This is a genomic window from Actinoplanes siamensis, assembly GCF_016862395.1.
GTDB classification, from domain to species: Bacteria; Actinomycetota; Actinomycetes; order Mycobacteriales; family Micromonosporaceae; genus Actinoplanes; species Actinoplanes siamensis.
In genome coordinates this window covers 17,798-36,612 of the sequence record NZ_BOMW01000056.1, presented here as the reverse complement: position 1 = coordinate 36,612, position 18,815 = coordinate 17,798, and the positions used below count along the sequence as shown (strand labels likewise).

The window sequence follows — 18,815 nt, the reverse complement described above, 5'->3', positions numbered from 1 at the left end:
CGCGTTCTTGTTCATCATCGGAGCGGAGAATAGCCGCTCCGGTCAATTCCCATTGGGCAATACTTCTCGGATAAGATCATTTTTGCGGTACGAATATCAGCGACGACCGGGAGTGATCATCGAAATTCCCGTGCACTACAGCCGGCGCGCGGCGCTGCGGCACAGCGCAGCACACCCGCGGGGACTGCCACCCGGCGCCCGCCGCCCGGAACCCGGAACCGCCGTCTCCTCCGTCCCGGTGATTCTGGTCCACGGCACCAACGGGCGCTCCTCGTGCGACTGGTTCACGCTCGCGCCGCTGCTGGCCAACCACGGCCGGGACGCCTACCCGTTCGACTGGCGGCGGGCCCGCCCCGGCCCGGACGTCAGCGCCACCCACCGGCACGCGCTGGAACTGGCCGCGTTCGTCGACGAGGTCCGGGCCGCCACCGGAGCCGGCCGGGTCGACGTGGTGGGGCACTCCTGGGGCGCGGTGATCGCCCGCTACCTGGTCAGCTGCCTGCCCGGCGAGCCCGCGGCGGGCGCCGTCCGGTCGCTGGTCGGGCTGGCGCCCACCTACGGCGGCACCACGCTGCACGGCCTGCTCCGGCACCCGCACCGGCTGCCCGCGAACCTGCGGCGCTGGCTGGACGCGAAGATCCCGACCTGGCGGGAGCAACTGCCCGGCTCGGCCGTGCTCGCCGCGATCAACGGCGCGCCGCCGGCCCCGGAGGTCCGGTTCACCACCGTCGTCACGCGCTACGACCAGATGGTGACGCCGTACACCGCGTCACTGACCGCGGTCCCCGGGGCGGAACAGGTGGTGCTCCAGGACCACGCACGCCGGGCGGTGGTCGGCCACCTCGGCATCCTGCACCATCCGGCGGCGCTGTCCCAGGTGCTGCGCGCCCTGGACGCGGTCAGTCGGTGATCACCACCACGCCGGACGGCGCGCCGAGCAGCTCGACCGTCCGCGCGGCGGCACGGTCGATCCGGATCCGCGGCTCGGCCGGGATCGTGTCCTCGTAGTACGTCCCTGGGCCGTAGAACTGCCCGTAGCTGAGCACCACCCCGCCCTCCGCGAGAACCGAGCGCTCCAGCTCGGCGACCGCCCGCGCGCCCGGCCCCTCGGTCAGCTGCCAGGCCACGGTCTGCGCCAGGATCCGCGGCGACCCGCCACGCCGGGCCGCCTCGATCAGATTCCGGTTCCCCTCGGTACGGATCCGGGCGTTGCGCGCGGTGTACGCCCCGATGTCGGCCGCGTCGTCGGGCAGGTCGGTGAGCTCGTTCAGGATCACGTCCGGGGCGAAATCCCGGACCGCCCGGACCAGCGCCTCCAGGTCGTAGACATCCACCACGATCGGCTCGGCGCCCAGGTCCCGCAGCAGCCCCGCCTTGCCTGCCGAGCGGGTCATGCCGCCGACCACGTAGCCGGCTTCGGTGAGCAGCGGGATCAGCCGTTGGCCGAGGACGCCGGACGCGCCGGCGAGGAACACACGTTCGTCGGACATGGGTCGACGCTAATGCCCGGGTGACTCGGCGACGGAGCCGGCTCCGCGTTCGTGCGGCGTGGGTGGCAGCCATTGCCCATCCACACCTTCCGGGCGCCCGGATGGCGGACGTCGGCCTGTACTGACAACGGCAGCATCGCCGGGACGAGGATGCGAACCCTCGACGACGGGCGGGTCGCTACGCCCCGATTCCCCGCCTCACGGGCTATCGGTGGAAACTCATGCGAGGCGCATGCGAAGAGGTCCTCCGCCCGGCTGAGCGAAGGACCTCTTTCTTTGTAGCGGGGACAGGATTTGAACCTGCGACCTCTGGGTTATGAGCCCAGCGAGCTACCGAGCTGCTCCACCCCGCGTCGGTAGAGAAAGCTTAGCTCGCCACCCGGGAGGGTCCGCAACCGGGTCGGGTGTCGTCCTCTATCCGCAGGTCACCCGCCCTTCGAGGGGCCGCGCGGCGACCGGGCCGCGCAGGCGACAGGGCCGCGCGTAGGCGACAGGGCCGCGAAAGAACCACCGAACCGCGCACGGGCGGCCGGGTTGCGCACGGGCGGCCGGGCCCCGCCGTGTGCGGGTCAGCCGGCGACGGCTCGGGACCGGTTCCGGCCGCGAGCGATCCGAGCCCGGCACCGACCCGCCCGATCGGCCGACCCGGACGATCATTTGCCGTCGCATTTATCGCGCAGCGGTCACCGTCCGTGACGCCACTGCAAAATCATGACAACACATTGAACAACGCCTTAACGGGAGTTATGGTGAGGCAACTTGATGGGTGAGACAGGCGGCGCCGGAACGGGAGGCTCGTCCGCCGCCGGACTTTGGCGGAAGGACTCATCGCGTGCGCCTGCGTCATGGACTGCTGCTCTCCGGAATGGTTTTTCTCCTGTTTCTTTTCGGCGCGAATGCCACGGGCGCTCCGAGCCGGGCGGAAAACGGGGAGGACGGGCACGACCACCTGCGTGAGCACATGACGCAGGACCTGGTCGGGACCCCGATCTCGACGATCGAGAAGCAGACCGCCGAGGCCGCGGCGAGGATCGAGCGCAGGACCGGACTACGGCCGGGCACACCCCGTACCGCGGGATCGGCGGCGGCCGACCCGGGCAGAGCCGGCGCCTGGAGCGCGGTTTTCGGCACCCCTGTGGTGCCCGTGTTCCAGGCGGTGCTGCCGAACGGAAAGGTGCTGATCTGGGATTCGGTCGGCGACAACGCGGCGGAATCGTACCCGGATCATGATTTTACCCGGGCGATGGTCTGGAATCCGGCCGGAAATACCTACAAACGCGTCGATCTGCGGGGCGCGAACATCTTCTGCGCGGGCTTCGCGCATCTGCCGGACGGCGACATTCTGGTGGCCGGCGGAAATGCCGATGCGGACCTCGACGGAACGGTGTGGACCCATGTCTTCCACTGGCAGACCGAGACCTGGACCCGCGGGCCCGACATGGCCGCCGCCCGCTGGTATCCGTCGGTCGCGGAGACCGCCAACGGCGAGGCGGTGATCGTCGGCGGCGGCCCGGCGACCACCGAGGTCTACCAGGCCGACGGCGGGCTGCGCGCGCTCTCCGGCTTCACCCGGTACAGCGCGCGGATCTACCCGTTCCTCGGTTCCCGCCCGGACACGCAGCTGCAGCTCTTCGGCCCCTACCCGGCCGGCTACACGATCAACACCTCGGGCCACGGCGTGATCACGGCGACCGGCACGCGCGACGACATTCTCCGGGACTACGGGAGCTTCTCCCCGTACGACATCGGAAAGTCACTGGTCGTCGGCGGCGGCAACCGCACCGAGGGTGGCGCCGCGAAGGTCCCCACCCGCACCGCTGTCGTCGTGGACGGCAACGCCGGCCCGTTCCCGTCGGTCACCGCGACCGGTTCCCTGTCGACCGGGCGGCGGCAGCTCAACGCGACACTGCTCGCGGACGGCTCGGTGCTGGCCACCGGCGGCATGAGCAGCGCGGCGGCCTCACCGCTGATCGACCTGGCGCACGCCACCACGAGCGCGGAACGCTGGGACCCGGTGACCGGCAAGTGGACGGTGCTCGCCGGCGCGGGTCGGATCCGGCAGTACCACTCGACGGCGTCGCTGCTGCCGGACGGCCGGGTGATGACCGGGGGCGGCGGCATCTGCGGGGTCTGCACGACCGCCGGATATCTGGAGAAGAACATCGAGTACTTCTCTCCGCCGTACCTCTACGAGAAGGACGGAAGCGGACAGCTGGCGCCGCGGCCGGTGATCTCGGCGGCCCCGGCGAGCGTCGGCATCGGCGCCACCTTCCCGGTCACCTCGGCACAGGCGGCCAGCGTCCGGAAGGTGGCGCTGGTCGGCCTGTCCGACGTCACCCACAGCATCGACCAGGGGCAGCGGTACGTCCCGCTCAAGTTCACCGGGTCCGGTACGACGCTGACCGTCACCGGGCCGCCCAACAGCGGCGTCACGCCGCCCGGCTACTACCTGCTGTTCCTCGTCGACGCCGCAGGCGTCCCGTCGGTCGCGAAGATCGTCAAGGTGGGCCCGGGCCCGCGGCCGCTGATGAGCCCAGTACGGACGGCCGCCCTCCCGGGCGCCCCGCAGTGGTGCGTCGACGTGCCGCAGGGCGCCCTGGCGATCCGCACCTACCTGCAGGGATACGCCTGCAACGGGACGGGCGCGCAGGCCCTGACCCGGCTTCCCGACGACCGGACCATTCGGGTGCTGGGCAACTGTCTCGACGTACCGCAGGGCAATCTCGTCGCGGGCCAGCGGATCTGGACCTACACCTGCAACCGGACGGCAGCGCAGACCTGGGTGTTCGGATCGGACCACCGGATCCACCCGGCCGGCGACACCAGCCTCTGCCTGGCGCTGGCGTCACCCGCGTCGAAAGCGGACATCCGCCTCGAGACGTGCGGCCGTAGCGCCTCGCAGAAGTGGACCTGGTGACCGATCACCGCGGCCGGCAAACCACCCACGACCCGGCACCCACGCAGACCCGACCGGCCCCCAAACCCACTCAGCGCAACACCCACCCAGACCCACCCAGCGCAACGATCCCGCCAAGCCCAACCACCGTAACGCGGGGTTTCAGGGGGCTCGGCCCCCTGAGCAGATATGCGAATAGGGGCCCACATCCGCGCTTTCCGCGGACATGGGCCCCTACCACTCGTAGCGGGGACAGGATTTGAACCTGCGACCTCTGGGTTATGAGCCCAGCGAGCTACCGAGCTGCTCCACCCCGCGTCGGCTCGTTAACACTAGCGCACCGGCTCCGGGAACCGCAAAACAGCCCCCGGAGCCGGTGTCCGCTGCGGGTCAGCCGCCGGCGGTCGCGGAGGGCGCGACGGACGGGGCGGTGCTGGGCGCCGCGGCGCCCTGGACCTGCTGGAAGCGGGTCATCGCCTCGTCGAGCGCCTGGAGCGCCTGGCCCTGCGCGGCGAAGTTGCCGCTCTTCTGGGCCGCGCGAAGGTTCTCGATGGCCTTGTCCACGTCCGCCGCGGCGGCCGCCAGGTTTCCGGGCAGCTGCGTGGACGGGGCGGACGGTTGTGTCCCGGGCTGAGTCGCGGGCGGGGTGGTGCCGGTGTTCCCGGTATTGCCCGTGTTGCCGCTCTTGCCCAGCTCGGCCAGAGCTTTCAGTCCGTCGGTGAGGTTGTCCTTCAGGACGACCCTGGAGCCGTCGCCGTAGGACATCAGCACCTTCTGCAGCAGCGGCGGCGCGTTGGCCTGGGTGCTCTTCACGTAGACCGGCTCGACGTACAGGATGTCGTTCTTCAGCGGCAGCGAGATCAGGTTGCCGTAGAGCACGGTGGCCTGGCCGTTGCGGCTGAGCAGGGTGAGGTCCTGCGAGATGCTCGCGTTGTTGACCATGAGCCGGTGGACCTGGATCGGGCCGGGGACCACCGTCTGGTCGGGTAGTTCGAGCACTTCCAGCTGCGGGTCGCCGGCCTTGTCGTACGAGCCGGAGATCAGCGCCGACATGTTCTCCCGGTTGGCCGGGGTCACGCCGGCGGTCAGCTGGAACGTGGTGTCGGCCTGGGTGGGCAGTTTCACGTTCAGGTAGAACGGCGGCTGCTTGACCCCGCTCTGCGGGGCGTCCGGCGCGTTCGGCACCTGCCAGAAGTCGTCACCGTTGAAGAACGTCTGCGGGTTGGTGACGTGGAACTTGGTGAGCAGGTTGCGCTGCACCTTGAACATGTCGGCCGGGTAGCGGAAGTGCGCGGCCAGTTCGGCCGGGATGTCGCCCTTCGGCACGATCAGGTCGCCGCCGAACGCCTTGTTCCATGCCTTGAGCACCGGGTCCTGGTCGTCGAACTGGTAGAGCTTGACGGTGCCGTCGTACGCGTCGACGGTCGCCTTGACCGAGTTGCGCATGTAGTTGACGTCGTCGCGGGCCAGCGCGAACGATCCGGTTCCGGTGAGCTCGTCGCGGGTCTCGGTGGCCAGGTTGATCTTCTGCGAGTACGGGTAGGTCTGCGCCGTCGTGTACCCGTCGAGGATCCACACGATCCGGCCGTCGACCACCGCCGGGTACGGGTCGCCGTCGATCGTGAGGAACGGCGCGACCTTCTCCACCCGTTCGCGCGGGGTGCGGATGTACATCAGCCGGGAGTCGCTGTTGACCGCGTCGGAGAGCAGGAAGTTGCTCTCGGTGTTCTTGATCGCGAACACCAGCCGGCGGAAGAACGAGCCGATCTCCACACCGCCCTTGCCCTCGTAGGTGTAGTTCACCGAGGCGTCGGCGTTCTGTTCCTGCGGGCGGTCGAACTCGACCTTCTTCGACTTGTCGGACTGGCCGACGATCGCGTACTCGGTGGACTGCTCGCCGTAGTAGATCCGCGGCTGCTTCGCCTCGATCTCGTCCTCCGGCGCGGAGCACGCGTTCGCGGTGGTGCTCTTGCCGAGGAAGCCGGAGACGAAGTACGGCAGGCCGGTGCCGCCGCACACCTCGTTGGCCGGGGCGGCGACCAGGCCGTACCCGTGGGTGTAGACGGTGTGCCGGTTGAGCCAGTTGCGCTGCTGCGAGGAGAGCTTGTCGTCGTTGATCTCGCGGGCGCCGACCACGTAGTCCTGCAGCTTGCCGTCGACGGTGTAGCGGTCGACGTCCAGCTTCTCGCCGAAGTCGTAGAAGCCGCGGGACTGCTGCGACTGTGTGAAGGCCTGCGAGACCAGCTGCGGGTCGATGATCCGGACGTTCTGCGCGCTCGTGTCGGAGGGCAGGTCGGCCGGTGGGTTGCCGCTGGTCGGCGTGTACTCCCCGACCTTGGTGTCGCTCAGGTCGAACGCCGCCCGGGTGGCCTTGATCGACCTGTCGATGTAGGTCTTCTCCTTGTCGAACAGGCTCGGCTTGACCTGGAAGTTCTGCACCGCGAGCGGGTAGATGCCGCCGATCGCCACGGCAGAGACGGCCAGCAGCGCCAGCGAGACACCCGGCCACACCAGGTTCCGCATCACCGCGTTGGAGAAGACGATGATCGCCACGGCGACCACGATCGAGATGTACGCCAGGATCTCCTTGGCCGGCAGCAACGCGTTGACGTCGGTGTAGCCGGCGCCGTACAGCCCCGGGGAGACGTGCTGCTCGAGCAGCAGAGCGCGCCTGTCGAGGATGTAGGCCACCGCCTTGAGCAGCACGAACACCGCGACCAGGGTGGTCAGGTGGGCCCGGGCGGCGGTGGTCATCCGGTCGCCGACGCCCTGCAGGCGCACGCCGCCGAAGATGTAGTGCACGGCGAGCGCGCCGAGCACCGAGAGCACCACAGCGGTGAAGGCGACGCCGAGCAGGTAGCGCAGCAGCGGGTAGTCAAAAATGTAGAACCCGATGTCCACGTTGAACTGCGGGTCGGTCGCGCCGAAATTCCCGCCGTTGCGGAACAGCATCCAGTCGCTCCACCGGCCCTGCGCGGAGAGGCCCGCGAAGAAGCCGATGATCACGCTGAGCACGGTGATCCAGGTACCGAGCCGGGGCGCGAGAACCATCCGGTACCGCTCCAGCGTGGCCTGCTCCGCCGAGTGCGGCCGCAGCAGCGGGCGCAGGCGGTAGGCCAGATAGAGGTTGGCGCCCACGACCAGGGCCATCACCGTGCCGATCGCCAGGAACAGCAGCAGCTTGGTGAGCAGGACACCGGAGAAGACCTCGGTGAACTGGACCTCGGAGAACCAGAGATAGTCCGTGTACGCGTCGATGCCCCAGCCGAGCAGCGTGAAAAGTATGAAGACCCCGACCAGGACGCCGACGGTGACGCGACCGCGCCGGCTCATCCTCGGTAGGGGACTGTTACGCATTACCAACGTTGGCTCCACACTTCGTCGGGCCGGTGGTTCACCTTACGATGTCCCATCCCGCTTCGATACGCGGCAGAACATGTGCGGTTACGGCCGGTGGCGGTCATGACGCCGAGCACGGCACCGGGGTGCCCCCGGACGTGAACGTCTTGAGAGCGGTGAGCGCGTCCCCCACGGTGGCCACCTTCGCCATCAGGAGGCCGGGCACCGGGTTGCGCAGCGCTTCCGCGCAGTTGTCCTTGGGGACCAGGAAGAGCTTGGCCCCGGCCTTCTTGGCGCCGTTCAGCTTCTGCGGGATGCCGCCGATCGGGCCCACGTTGCCGTCGTCGTCGATGGTGCCGGTGCCGGCGACGACCTTGCCCCCGGTCAGGTCCTCGTCGCGAAGCTTGTCGATGATGCCGAGCGTGAACATCAGGCCGGCGCTCGGGCCGCCGATCTTGTCCAGGTCGATCTTGATGGTGAACGGGTGCGGCTGCTTGGTGTCGATCTCGATGCCCAGCCGCGGCGTCTTGTTCTCGTCGTCGCCGGCCTTGGTGGTGATCACCACGGTGCCGGCCTTGCCGTCGCGGGTGTAGCCGACCGTCAGCGCGGTGCCCGCGGGCTGCTTGCGGACCAGCTCGGTGAGCTGGGTGGGCCCGGTCACCGGGGTGCCGCCGATGGCGGTGACCACGTCGTTCTCCCGGAGCTTGCCGACCGCGGCGCCGCCGGAGGTGACCTTGCGCACGTACGTCTGCACGGGGTAGCCCAGCTCGCGCAGCGCCACCGTCTCGGCGCTGGTCTGCGACTGCTTCCACTCCTGCGCGTTCTGCTCCTGGACCTGCTTCTCGCTGCGGTCCGGCGGGTAGATCAGCTCACGCGGGACCACCGCGTCCTGGCCGCTCAGCCAGCCCTGCACGGCCTGCACCAACTCGACCTTGGACTGCACGTTCACGGTGGTGAGTCGTAGCTCGCCGGCGGACGACGAGGTCTTGGCCCCGGTCACCTGGATCACCTCGGTGCCCTGCGCGGAGCCCAGCGTGTTCACCGTCGGGCCGGGCGTGAGCACCACGTACGGCAGGTCGGAGATCATGACACCGGCGGCCAGCAGGGCGGTTATCAGGGCGCCCAGAACGACGGTGACACCGCGACGTCTCATGCGCGTGAGACTACCCACCCAGTCTGAGTTCTCTCTGAGCTGACACCGCCATCAGTCCGCTACGAGCGTTTCGCGCGTACCGTGGGGGTCGTGCCTGATATCCCGTTCGGCTTCTCCCTGCCGGGCGCGCAGCCGCCCGACCCCTCCGATCCGCAGCAGATGCAGCAGTTCATGGCGCAGCTGCAGCAGATGTTCGCCGCCCCCGGCAGTGGCCCGGTCAACTGGGACCTGGCCCGGCAGGTCGCCGCCAGCCAGCTCTCGGCCAGCGGTGACCCGGCGGTGAACATGCACGAGCGCCACCAGGTCGAGGAGGCGCTGCGCCTCGCCGATCTCTGGCTGGACCCGGTCTGCGCGCTCCCCAGCGGCATCCACAAGGCGGTCGCCTGGAACCGCAACGAGTGGATCTACAACACTCTCGACGTCTGGAAGAAGCTGTGCGAGCCGATCGCCGGCCGCATGGTGGGCGCCATGGGCGACCTGGTTCCCGAGGAGGCCCGGGCGCAGCTCGGCCCGATGCAGTCGATGGTCGCCACGCTCGGCGGCGCGCTCTTCGGCGGCCAGCTCGGCCAGGCCTTCGGCCAGCTCGCGGCCGAGGTGCTCTCGGCCGGCGACATCGGCCTCCCGCTCGGCCCGGCCGGCACGGCCGCGCTCATCCCGGCCAACATCAAGGCGTACGGCGAGGGCCTGGAGCTGCCCGAGGACCAGGTCCGGCTGTACGTGGCCCTGCGCGAGGCGGCTCACCAGCGGCTCTTCGGGCACGTCCCGTGGCTGCGGGCGCACGTGCTGAGCGCCGTCGAGACCTACGCCACAGGCATCACGGTGAACCGGGAGGCGATCGAGGAGGCGATGAGCCGCGTCGACCCGACCGACCCGGAGTCGATGCAGGCCATGGCGCTGGAAGGGATCTTCACACCGGAGGACACCCCGCAGCAGAAGGCCAGCCTGGCCCGCCTCGAGACGGCGCTCGCCCTCGTCGAGGGCTGGGTCGGCCAGGTGGTCGACGACGCGGCCGGCGACCGGCTGCCGTCGGTGGCCGCGCTGGGCGAGGCGTTCCGCCGCCGCCGGGCCGCAGGTGGGCCGGCCGAGCAGACGTTCGCCGCCCTGGTCGGGCTGGAGCTGCGGCCGCGGCGGCTGCGTGAGGCCGGCGCGCTGTGGACCGCGGTGACCGAGCAGCGAGGCATCCAGGGTCGCGACGGCCTGTGGGACCACCCCGATCTACTGCCCACCGACGAGGACTTCGCCAACCCGGAGGTCTTCGCCCGCAGCCAGTCGGACTGGGACATCAGCGAACTGGAGGGGCTGGAGGGCAACCCGGAGCCGGGCCCCGACGAGCCGCGGAAGTAACGCGCGGCGGTCAGCCGCCCAGGAGGGCTCGGGTGTTGTCCCAGCCCTCCAGGGCGACGTCCAGCGTGGCCAGGTCCGCCGGGCCGCGCAGGCGGCGCCAGGGCGGGGTCGAGGTGACCTCGCCGGGTGCCGGGGCTGGCTTGCGCAGCAGTTGCGCGGACGCGGTGTCCAGATCGTGATCGGCCAACCAGTCCGGCGCCGGCAGGCTGGTGGCGACGCCGAGCAGGCCGCCGCCGGGTCCTCCCGGCGCGACCGCGACCGCCTTGCTCTCCAGCGGCCGCAGCAGCTTCCCCAGGATCATTCCCGGTACGTCCGGGGCGTCCGCCGCGATCACGGCCGCCTGATCGAAGCCGTCGCCGGTCGCCGCCGCCAGTACGGGCAGCACCGTGGCCCGGGGGATCTCGTAGATCCGCATGCCCGGCCAGACGATCTCCTCGGCCAGGGCCCGGTCCTCGGGGGTGGTGGCGATCGCCGCCTCGGCCTGGGCCAGGCGGGCGAGCAGGTCGACCACGTCCTCGGCGAGGGCGGTGCGCCAGGCCGCCAGATCGACGCCCGGCGGGCTCCACGGCACCGGCACCAGCATCGCCACCACCACACGCCGCGTCACACGAGCACCCTACTCAGCGCGTCCGCGACCCGGCGGCAACCCGGGCAGGCCCGCGAGTCCCGGCTGGTGGTCATGGTTGTCCAGCGGCGCTGGGACAACCATGACAAGCAGCCGCTATTCGGCCATCACGAGGGAGCCGGCCGCGGCGACCCCCTCCAGGTAGCCGCGGGCGCGCTCGGCTTTCGGGAAGCGGTTGACCAGTTCCCAGAAGCGCGCGTTGTGGCTGGGGACGACCAGGTGGGCGAGCTCGTGCAGGAGCACGTAGTCGATCACCCAGTCCGGCATCTCCTGGATCCGGTGGGAGATCCGGATGGTGGCGTCGTCGGGTGTGCACGAGCCCCAGCGGCCGTTCTGGTTGGTCACCCAGCGCACGCTCGCCGGGGCGACCAGATCGGCGTGGTCGGCCAGGAAGCGGGCGGTGAGCCGGCGGGCCCGGTTGAGCAGCTCGGTGTCGGTGCACCGGAGGCGTTCCTCGCGGGCGGCCAGCCGGGCCAGCATGCGCTCGACCCACTCGGTCTCCTCGGCGCGCGAGAACCGGTCGGGGATGAGCACGACCACGCGCTCCCCGTCGCGGTACGCGGACACCGTCCTGCGCCGGCGCTGGCTGCGCCGCACTTCCACGACAGGCTTGCGCGCGCGGGCCATTACCGGCTCGCGCGGCCCAGATTCGGGTTCACGTTGAGACGCTAATCCGCGAGCCCCTGGTCACCGCAAGAGTACGCCGAATGACTGTCACGGAATACGGCCAGTTCGTCCGCATATACCCGAAAAAAATTTCCCCAGCAGCAACATCTGAGACAGTCGTCAACCTAGACCATCTTCGACTCAGTGGGCTACTCGGGGCCCACATCCCTTTCGTGCCGTTGTGAGGGCAGTTCCCGGCGTGTCCCGGCAAATCTGTACGAAAAGGGCACTTCCTCCCGGCACACTCACGTCGTCGGTGACACCGCCGACGCCGCGCTGACATGGAACCGTCCTGACCTGGGTAAGTCCACGCCCCGGAAGAGGGCCACATGGCGGCCCAGAGCCGCAGAGAGGTTCGCGCCCGTCGCCGCGAACAGGCACGGGGCCCAGCGGCCGACGACACGAACGAGGAGGAACCGTGGCCGACACCACCACATACAACGGCTACTGCGTCAAGTGCAAGGAGAAGCGTGACTTCCAGGGGAACGTGGAGGTCTCGAAGACCGGCATGAACATGGCCAAGGGAAAGTGCCCGGTCTGCGGCACGACCATGAACCGGATCCTGGGCAAGGCCAAGTAGCCGCGCGCGCCTCCGGGGAGGCGGCCGCGCCGGTCGCCCTCCCCGGCCGGCCGTAACCATGGCCACAGACCCACGTTGAGTTATCCGGGGGCAGTGCACCCACCTGTGGATAACTCGCTCCGACTTGTGGATAACCCTGCGGGACGGCGTGGCCGGCTGTGGATAACGAACTCGCTCCGCAGCCTCGCAGTGACAACCTGTCACTCATGACTCTTCCGCCCCGCAACCCGCTGCCCCGGCCGACCCTGATCCCGGGGCTGGCCCGGGTCTGGCGCGGGCCAGTGGAGTTGCAGATCGGGCTGGACCCGGCCCGGGCGGTGCGGGTGGAGTTGCCCGATCCACGCCTGGCCCGGGTGCTCGATCTGCTGGACGGCAATCTCGCCGAGCGGCAGGTGCTGGTGCACGCGGCGGAGCTGGGAGTGGCTCCGGAAGAGGCTCGGCAACTCGTCGATCTGCTGCATCGGGCCGGGCTGGTGCTGCCCTCGGCGGCCCTGCTCCCGGCCGGGCTGCCCAGCGTGGAGCGACGGCGGCTGGCCGCCGAGGCCGCGGCGCTCGCCCTCGGCGGCCCGGCGCCGGGCGACCTCCCCCACCCCTCCCCGGCCCGGGTGCTGCGGCGCCGCCGAGCCGCCCGGGTGGTGCTGGCCGGGCGCGGGCGGCTCGGTTCGAGCGTCGCGGTGGCGCTCGCCGAGGCCGGCGTGGGGCACGTCTTCCCGGACCTGTCCGGGGTGGTGGGGCCGGGCCACCTGGCCGGCAGCGCGCTGCGGGCCGGCGATCTCGGCAGCCCGCTGCGGGCCGCGGTGGCGGCCGCGGTGCACCGGTCCGTGCCCGGGACGGCGGTGCACGACGTCCGCCGAGCGCCGGTCAACCTGGTGGTCCAGCTCGCCCACGAGCAGCCCGCGGCCCTGGTGGCGGCGGCGCATGCCGGGCGTCGGCAGCCGCATCTCGCGGTGCGGATCCGCGACGGGGTGGCGGTGATCGGGCCGCTCGTGCCGTCGGCCGGCGGGCCCTGCCTGAACTGCCAGGACCTGCACCGCCGGGAGCGCGATCCGGACTGGCCGGGCGCCGAGGGGCCGCCGGGGCCGGACGTGGCCGAGCCGTGCGCGGTGGCGACGGTGCTGGCGGCCACCGGGTTCGTGGTGGCGGAGGTGCTCACGTTCCTGGACGGCGGGACGCCGGAGACCCTGGGGGCGGCGGTGGAGATCAGCTCGCCGGGGCGGATCCGGCGGCGCAGTTGGCCGCCTCATCCGGTCTGCACCTGCCATCGTCGCGGGCGCCGGGCCACCCATGCCCGGTCAGCCGCCGGACGGGACGGCGCTCCGGCGCGTCAAGCGGCAGGAACTCACGCGGCCACCGGAGGGGACGGCGCTCCGGAGCCGCGGGGCGGCGATCTCTGAGGCACCGCTGGACGGACGGCGCTCCGGCGCGCCAAGCCGCTCACACCCGCGCAGGCGCCGGACGGGACGGCGCTCCGGAGCCGCGGGGCGGCGATCTCTGAGGCACCGCTGGACGGACGGCGCTCCCGGGCTCCAGAACTCGGATGATCATGCCGAAGTGTGGAGGAAGTGTGGATCCTTAATCGAACTTTTGTCGCATAACCTGGCAAACCCGGGTTCGACAGGCCGAGTACGGGCCGGGTGTCGGTCACAATGATCTGGTGACCGACATACCGCGCCGCGCGGCTTCGCGGACAGCCAAGCTGGCCGCGCTGCCCCTGGGGTTCGCCGGCCGTACCGCGCTGGGTCTCGGCAAGCGGGCGGTCGGGATCGCCGCCGACGTCATTTCCGCGGACATCCAGCAGCGCACCGCCGAGCAGCTGTTCAGCGTGCTGGGCCAGCTCAAGGGCGGGGCGATGAAGTTCGGCCAGGCGCTCTCGGTGTTCGAGGCCGCCCTGCCCGACGAGCTGGCCGGGCCGTATCGGCAGGCTCTGACCAAGCTGCAGGAGGCCGCGCCGCCGATGCCGGTGGCCAGCGTGCACAAGGCGCTCGCCGAGCAGCTCGGGCCGGACTGGCGGGACGGCTTCGCCGAGTTCGACGACAGCCCGGCCGCCGCGGCCAGCATCGGCCAGGTGCACCGGGCGGTCTGGAAGCTGCCGCCGGCCCGCAGGAACAGCAAGCCGAAGCTGCTGCCGGTCGCGGTCAAGGTGCAGTATCCGGGGGCCGGCGAGGCACTGGTCTCCGATCTCAAACAGCTTTCCCGGCTGGCCGGGATGTTCAAGATCATCCAGCCTGGGATCGACGTCAAGCCGCTGCTCGCCGAGTTGCACGAGCGCGTCGTCGAGGAGCTGGACTACGAGATGGAGGCGCAGACCCAGCACGCGTTCGCCGCCGCCTACCAGGGCGACGCCGACATCTTCGTGCCGCGGGTGCTGGCCTCCGCGCCGCGCGTGCTGGTCACCGAGTGGGTCGAGGGCACCCCGCTGTCCTCGGTGATCGCCGACGGCAGCACCGAGGAGCGTGACGAGGCCGGCCGGCTGATGGCGACGCTGCACTTCTCCGCACCCGGCCGGGCCGGGCTGCTGCACGCCGACCCGCACCCGGGCAACTACCGGATCCTGCCGGACGGGCGGCTCGGCGTGATCGACTTCGGCGCGGTGGCGCGGCTCCCGGAGGGCCACCCCGAGCCGATCGGCCGGCTGGTCCGGCTGGCCCTGGACGGGGACGCCGAGGGCGTCGCCGACGGGCTGCGCGACGAGGGCTTCATCAGGCCGGACGAGCCGATCGACGCCGAGGCGGTGCTCTCCTTCCTGCGGCCGATGATCGAGCCGGTGGCGGTGGAGCGGTTCCGCTTCACCAGGTCCTGGCTGCGCGGCGAGGCCACCCGCATCGCCAACCCCCGGTCGCCCGCGTACCAGCTGGGCCGCAAACTGAACCTCCCGCCGTCGTACCTGATGATTCATCGAGTCACGCTGGGCTCGATCGGCGTGCTCTGCCAGCTGGAGGCCGAGGCGGGGTACCGGGAGATCCTGGAGAAGTGGCTCCCGGGGTTCGCCCCGGTTTCGTGACACAGAAGCGCCGCGCGCCCGTCCACAGCGGCCAGAGCGATGCGCGGAGGAAACAGCCGGAAACGAAATCGGAAATCGCCGGCGGGGCTCCGGGGAGTCTTTATCGGCTGGTGGCCACGCCACCTTTCCGGCTTTTCACGCGATTCCCGTGTCCGGCTTCCGCGCCCGGTGAGCGGTTCGAATTCCTCGATGATCTGCCCGGAAGTCCCGATGAGCTGTCCGAAGTCCCGGTGAGCGGCTCAAGAGTCACGGCGAGCTGCTTGAAAGAATCCGCGGCGACCCGAACCGGCCAGGCAGCGAAACAGCCCGTCCACCGAAGCGGACGGGCTGTTTCTCCTCGCCGGACAGCGCGATTGCGGGATCAGTACCCGCCGACGCCGAGTTCGCGGGCGGCCCGTTTGCGGGCCTCCATGGCGACACGGCGGGCGGATCGGTAAGCCTCAGGTGCACGGTCACTCTGAGGCTGACGCATTCGAGCCCGGGATAACGCTTCTTGGATGAGTCTCACTTTGGTGGCTCCATTCGAACGCACGGTTTCGGTGCTCGGCTTTCGGTTCTCGGTACTACGCGGACGGGTCGAAGCGGTCATGTCAGGCCGCCAGCCGAACGCTGTTGCGGGAGTCGAGACCGTTCGCGGCGAGCCGCTCCTCGACCTCGACGGCCAGCTCGGCGTCGCGAGCGACGTCGGCCTTACGGGGACGGCCCCGCGGCCGCTTGCGCGGAACCACGGCCCCGCGCTCGAAGATCTCGCCACCCCAGACGCCCCAGGGCTCGGCCCGCTCCACCGCGCCGGCCAGGCACTCGACGCGCAGCGGGCAGTCCCCGCAGAGCGACTTGGCCAGCTCCAGCTGAGCCGGGGAGTCGGAGAACCACAGGTCCGGGTCGAACTTCCGGCAGGGCAGGTTCGCCTCGATGTCGACGGTGATGTCGATCGGGGCCAGCGCCAGACTCATAAAGCCCGGTCACCTCTCTCTTCTCTCGATCTTCTGGATCGTGTTCCGGGTGGTGCACCGGCTTGGTGAGCCGGCAAAAAATTAAGGCCGCGGATCCCGGTTACGGGTTCCGCGGCCTCGAGGTGAGCCGGAGGTCTGGTCTTTCAGACCGGCCTTCCTCGAGGCGGGGCGCCGTCGCCATCCGTGTAGCGCTTGCTGGAGATGGAGTCGCTGCCCTTGAACCCAGTGGTGCCATTGGTGCCGTTCATTCCGCCGACGAGCACCCGCTCGACAGCCCATTCGCCCAGCTCGGCCTGGTGCTGGCTGACGACCTGGTGCGCCTGCGGAACCAGAACCCGCTCAACGGCCAGCAGCGCCGACGGAGCGGCGGCGGGCAGCAGAACGGACGGAGCGCAGGCAGCAGACGGCAGCATCGACGGGCGCAACGGACGCATCGGCATGGTGTTGATCCTCATTGGTGCCACCTCCTCCATAACCTGCACTAGTAGTTCGATCTCGCCCGGAAGAGCTCCCCGGCAAGGTGTGTCCTGAGGCTATGCCTGCCCTACAGCGGAGGGCAAACGAATTAACGGACTAGTTTTCAAAGTTTTTTCGGCCAAGCTCATCGACGCTCGCACCGCCCACCAAGGCGAAGACCGCGTCGCCGTACTGGCCAAGCTTGCGCGGGCCGATCCCGGCGATCGCCAGCAGCTGGGCCGGGTCGGTCGGGCGGCGTTCCGCCACGGCCACCAGAGTGGCGTCGGTGAACACCACGTACGCAGGGACTTTCAGCTCTGCTGCGGTGCTCGCCCGCCAGTCCTGGAGCCGCTGGAAAAGGTCCTCGTCCACATCCGACGGACAGGTCGGACAGCGGCCCAGTTTCCGGTCCGCGCCGGCCAGCAGGGTGGCCCCGCAGATCCGGCAGGAAGAGATCTTCGGCGGGCGGCGGTCGGTTTTCCGACTCCGGTCGCCGGTCGGCTGCGCCGGGCCGGCGCCGGACCGCTCCAGATGCGGCAGGAACCGGCACGGCCGCCGGGCCCGGCCGCCCGGCGCCCGGGACTGCCCGAAGGACAGCCAGAGCAACTGCCGGGCCCGGGTCACCCCGACGTAGAGGAGCCGGCGCTCCTCCTCCAACTGCTCGGCGGTCTTGGCGTACGTCGTGGGCAGCGTGCCGTCGGCGAGCCCGACCAGGAACACGGCGTCCCACTCCAGGCCCTTGGCCGAATGCAGCGAGGCCAGCGTGACGCCCGCCATGGTCGGCGCGTGCTGCTGCTCGGCGCGGCGGGCGAGCTCGTCGTTGAACGCCGCCAGCGTGACCTCCCGCTGCACCCGACCGGCCTCCCCGATGGGCAGGATCTCCGGCTCCGCGGCGTACTCCTCGGCGAGTGCGACCAGCGCGGCGAGCGCCTCCCACTGTTCCCGGGCGGCGCCGCCGGGCGGGGGCTGGTGCGGGTTCCAGCCGGTAGCCGCGAGACCCTCGACGACCGCCTGGCGCAGCGGGGTCTCGCCCGGGATGGACCGCACCGCGGCGCGCAGGGCGACCATGGCCTGCCGTACCTCGGCGCGCTCGAAGAACCGTTCGGCGCCGCGGACCACGTACGGCACCTGCGCCTCGGCCAGCGCCTCCTCGTACGCCTCGGACTGCGCGTTCGTACGGAACAGGATCGCGATCTCGCTGGCCGGCGTGCCGGCCGCGATGAGCTCCCGGCACCGCCGCGCCACCGCGTTGGCCTCCCCCGGCTCGTCCGGGAAGATCTTCAGCTCCGGCTCCGGACCGGGTGGCCGCTGGCCCACCAGCTCCAGGCGCAGTCTCGCCTCGGTCCCGCGGGCCTGCCGGATCACCGCGTTGGCCAGCCCGACCACCTGTGGGGTGGAGCGGTAGTCGCGGACCAGCCGGACCACAGTGGCGCCCCGCCACCGGCGCGGGAAGTCGATCAGGTACGACGAGGTGGCGCCGGTGAACGAGTAGATCGTCTGGCTGGCGTCGCCGACCACGGTGAGGTCGTCGCGGCCGCCCAGCCAGGCCTCCAGCAACCGCTGCTGCAGCGGGTTGACGTCCTGGTACTCGTCGACGACGAAGTGCCGGTACTGCGCCCTGATCTGATCGGCGACGTCCGGGTGCTCCTCGATGCCCCAGACCGCGGCGCGCAGCAGGTCCTCGAAGTCGATCACGCCCTGGCGGCGTTTGAGCGACTCGTACGCCGCGAACACCTCAGCCACCCGGGCCGGCTCGAACGGGGGCTCACGCAGCGCCTTGGCGGCGGCGACGGCGTACTCACCGGGCTCGACGAGGGAGGATTTGGCCCACTCGATCTCGCCGGCCAGGTCGCGGGCCACGGCACGGTCGGCGCGCACCCCGGCGCGGGCGGCGGCCAGGCCGACCACCCGGACCTTGCTCTCCATCAGTTCCGGCATGCCACGGCCGTCGAGCAGGCGGGCGGCGAAGTAGCGCACCTGGCGCAGAGCCGCCGCGTGGAACGTCCGGGCCTGCACGCCGCCGGCGCCGAGCGCGGTGAGCCGGGCGCGCATCTCGGCGGCGGCCCGGGCGGTGAACGTGACCGCGAGCACGTGCCGCGGGTTGATCTCGCCGGAGAGCGTCCGGTGCGCGATCCGATGGGTGATCGCCCGGGTCTTGCCGGTGCCGGCGCCGGCCAGGATGCAGACCGGACCGGCCGGCGCCGTCACCGCCGTCCGCTGCTCGGGGTCGAGCCCGGCCAGCACCGCTTCAGTCCGCACGGTAGGGAATCATGACACCCCCGCCGGGCGTTGTGCGGGACGGCGTAGTGCCG

At 70.7% G+C, this 18,815-nt stretch carries 14 protein-coding genes and 2 tRNA genes; 6 read left to right on the top strand and 10 right to left on the bottom strand.

What is annotated here, in order from left to right:
- Positions 1 to 112: 112 nt before the first annotated feature.
- Positions 113 to 910 carry an alpha/beta fold hydrolase gene (locus Asi03nite_RS27040; RefSeq protein WP_203683282.1) on the top strand — a complete coding sequence of 266 codons (798 nt, stop codon included), beginning with the start codon at positions 113 to 115 and terminating at the stop codon, positions 908 to 910.
- On the opposite strand, the gene Asi03nite_RS27035 is transcribed toward Asi03nite_RS27040, so the two are convergent.
- On the bottom strand, positions 900 to 1,490 hold the full coding sequence (locus tag Asi03nite_RS27035; protein WP_203683281.1) for an NAD-dependent epimerase/dehydratase family protein: 591 nt from the start codon (positions 1,488 to 1,490) through the stop codon (positions 900 to 902). The genes Asi03nite_RS27040 and Asi03nite_RS27035 overlap by 11 nt on opposite strands.
- A gap of 279 nt (positions 1,491 to 1,769) precedes the next feature.
- Positions 1,770 to 1,843: transfer RNA gene (locus Asi03nite_RS27030), tRNA-Met, on the bottom strand.
- A 479-nt stretch (positions 1,844 to 2,322) separates the two neighbouring features.
- Between Asi03nite_RS27030 and Asi03nite_RS27025 the strand changes: the two genes are divergently transcribed.
- Entirely contained in the window at positions 2,323 to 4,407 is a 2,085-nt protein-coding gene (locus tag Asi03nite_RS27025; protein ID WP_239102955.1) for a galactose oxidase-like domain-containing protein, read from the top strand.
- Positions 4,408 to 4,630: 223 nt separating this feature from the next.
- Here Asi03nite_RS27025 and Asi03nite_RS27020 read toward each other — a convergent pair.
- From Asi03nite_RS27020 to Asi03nite_RS27010, 3 genes are all read right to left on the bottom strand, one after another.
- Positions 4,631 to 4,704, bottom strand: a tRNA-Met gene (locus Asi03nite_RS27020).
- A gap of 72 nt (positions 4,705 to 4,776) precedes the next feature.
- Positions 4,777 to 7,749, bottom strand: coding sequence for a UPF0182 family membrane protein (locus tag Asi03nite_RS27015; RefSeq protein WP_203683280.1), 2,973 nt, complete (start codon positions 7,747 to 7,749; stop codon positions 4,777 to 4,779).
- Positions 7,750 to 7,846: 97 nt separating this feature from the next.
- Positions 7,847 to 8,878 (bottom strand): YlbL family protein, encoded by a 1,032-nt coding sequence (locus Asi03nite_RS27010; RefSeq protein WP_203683279.1) that lies wholly within the window; start codon positions 8,876 to 8,878, stop codon positions 7,847 to 7,849.
- A gap of 159 nt (positions 8,879 to 9,037) precedes the next feature.
- On the opposite strand from Asi03nite_RS27010, the gene Asi03nite_RS27005 reads away from it, so the two are divergent.
- Positions 9,038 to 10,222, top strand: a complete 1,185-nt coding sequence (locus Asi03nite_RS27005; RefSeq protein WP_507762562.1) for a zinc-dependent metalloprotease — start codon at positions 9,038 to 9,040, stop codon at positions 10,220 to 10,222.
- 10 nt (positions 10,223 to 10,232) lie between these two features.
- On the opposite strand, the gene Asi03nite_RS27000 is transcribed toward Asi03nite_RS27005, so the two are convergent.
- Together Asi03nite_RS27000 and Asi03nite_RS26995 are read right to left on the bottom strand one after the other, a co-directional pair.
- The gene (locus Asi03nite_RS27000) at positions 10,233 to 10,829 is read right to left on the bottom strand and encodes a hypothetical protein (protein WP_203683277.1); all 597 of its coding nucleotides are present in this window, start codon (positions 10,827 to 10,829) and stop codon (positions 10,233 to 10,235) included.
- Between the two features lie 114 nt (positions 10,830 to 10,943).
- Complete coding sequence (locus Asi03nite_RS26995) at positions 10,944 to 11,474, bottom strand: M48 metallopeptidase family protein (RefSeq protein WP_203683276.1); 531 nt, start codon at positions 11,472 to 11,474, stop codon at positions 10,944 to 10,946.
- Positions 11,475 to 11,931: 457 nt separating this feature from the next.
- On the opposite strand from Asi03nite_RS26995, the gene Asi03nite_RS26990 reads away from it, so the two are divergent.
- From Asi03nite_RS26990 to Asi03nite_RS26980, 3 genes are all read left to right on the top strand, one after another.
- Positions 11,932 to 12,093: a DUF5679 domain-containing protein gene (locus tag Asi03nite_RS26990; protein ID WP_203683275.1), complete on the top strand. Its 162-nt coding sequence runs from the start codon at positions 11,932 to 11,934 to the stop codon at positions 12,091 to 12,093.
- Between the two features lie 206 nt (positions 12,094 to 12,299).
- Positions 12,300 to 13,487 carry a hypothetical protein gene (locus Asi03nite_RS26985; protein ID WP_239102953.1) on the top strand — a complete coding sequence of 396 codons (1,188 nt, stop codon included), beginning with the start codon at positions 12,300 to 12,302 and terminating at the stop codon, positions 13,485 to 13,487.
- 260 nt (positions 13,488 to 13,747) lie between these two features.
- Complete coding sequence (locus Asi03nite_RS26980; RefSeq protein ID WP_203683274.1) at positions 13,748 to 15,094, top strand: ABC1 kinase family protein; 1,347 nt, start codon at positions 13,748 to 13,750, stop codon at positions 15,092 to 15,094.
- Between the two features lie 590 nt (positions 15,095 to 15,684).
- Here Asi03nite_RS26980 and Asi03nite_RS26975 read toward each other — a convergent pair.
- The 3 genes from Asi03nite_RS26975 to Asi03nite_RS26965 all read right to left on the bottom strand — a co-directional run bounded on the left by Asi03nite_RS26975 (position 15,685) and on the right by Asi03nite_RS26965 (position 18,762).
- Entirely contained in the window at positions 15,685 to 16,047 is a 363-nt protein-coding gene (locus Asi03nite_RS26975; protein ID WP_203683273.1) for a WhiB family transcriptional regulator, read from the bottom strand.
- 143 nt (positions 16,048 to 16,190) lie between these two features.
- The gene (locus Asi03nite_RS26970; RefSeq protein ID WP_239102952.1) at positions 16,191 to 16,502 is read right to left on the bottom strand and encodes a hypothetical protein; all 312 of its coding nucleotides are present in this window, start codon (positions 16,500 to 16,502) and stop codon (positions 16,191 to 16,193) included.
- Positions 16,503 to 16,620: 118 nt separating this feature from the next.
- Positions 16,621 to 18,762: an ATP-dependent DNA helicase UvrD2 gene (locus tag Asi03nite_RS26965; protein ID WP_203683272.1), complete on the bottom strand. Its 2,142-nt coding sequence runs from the start codon at positions 18,760 to 18,762 to the stop codon at positions 16,621 to 16,623.
- Positions 18,763 to 18,815 lie beyond the last annotated feature (53 nt).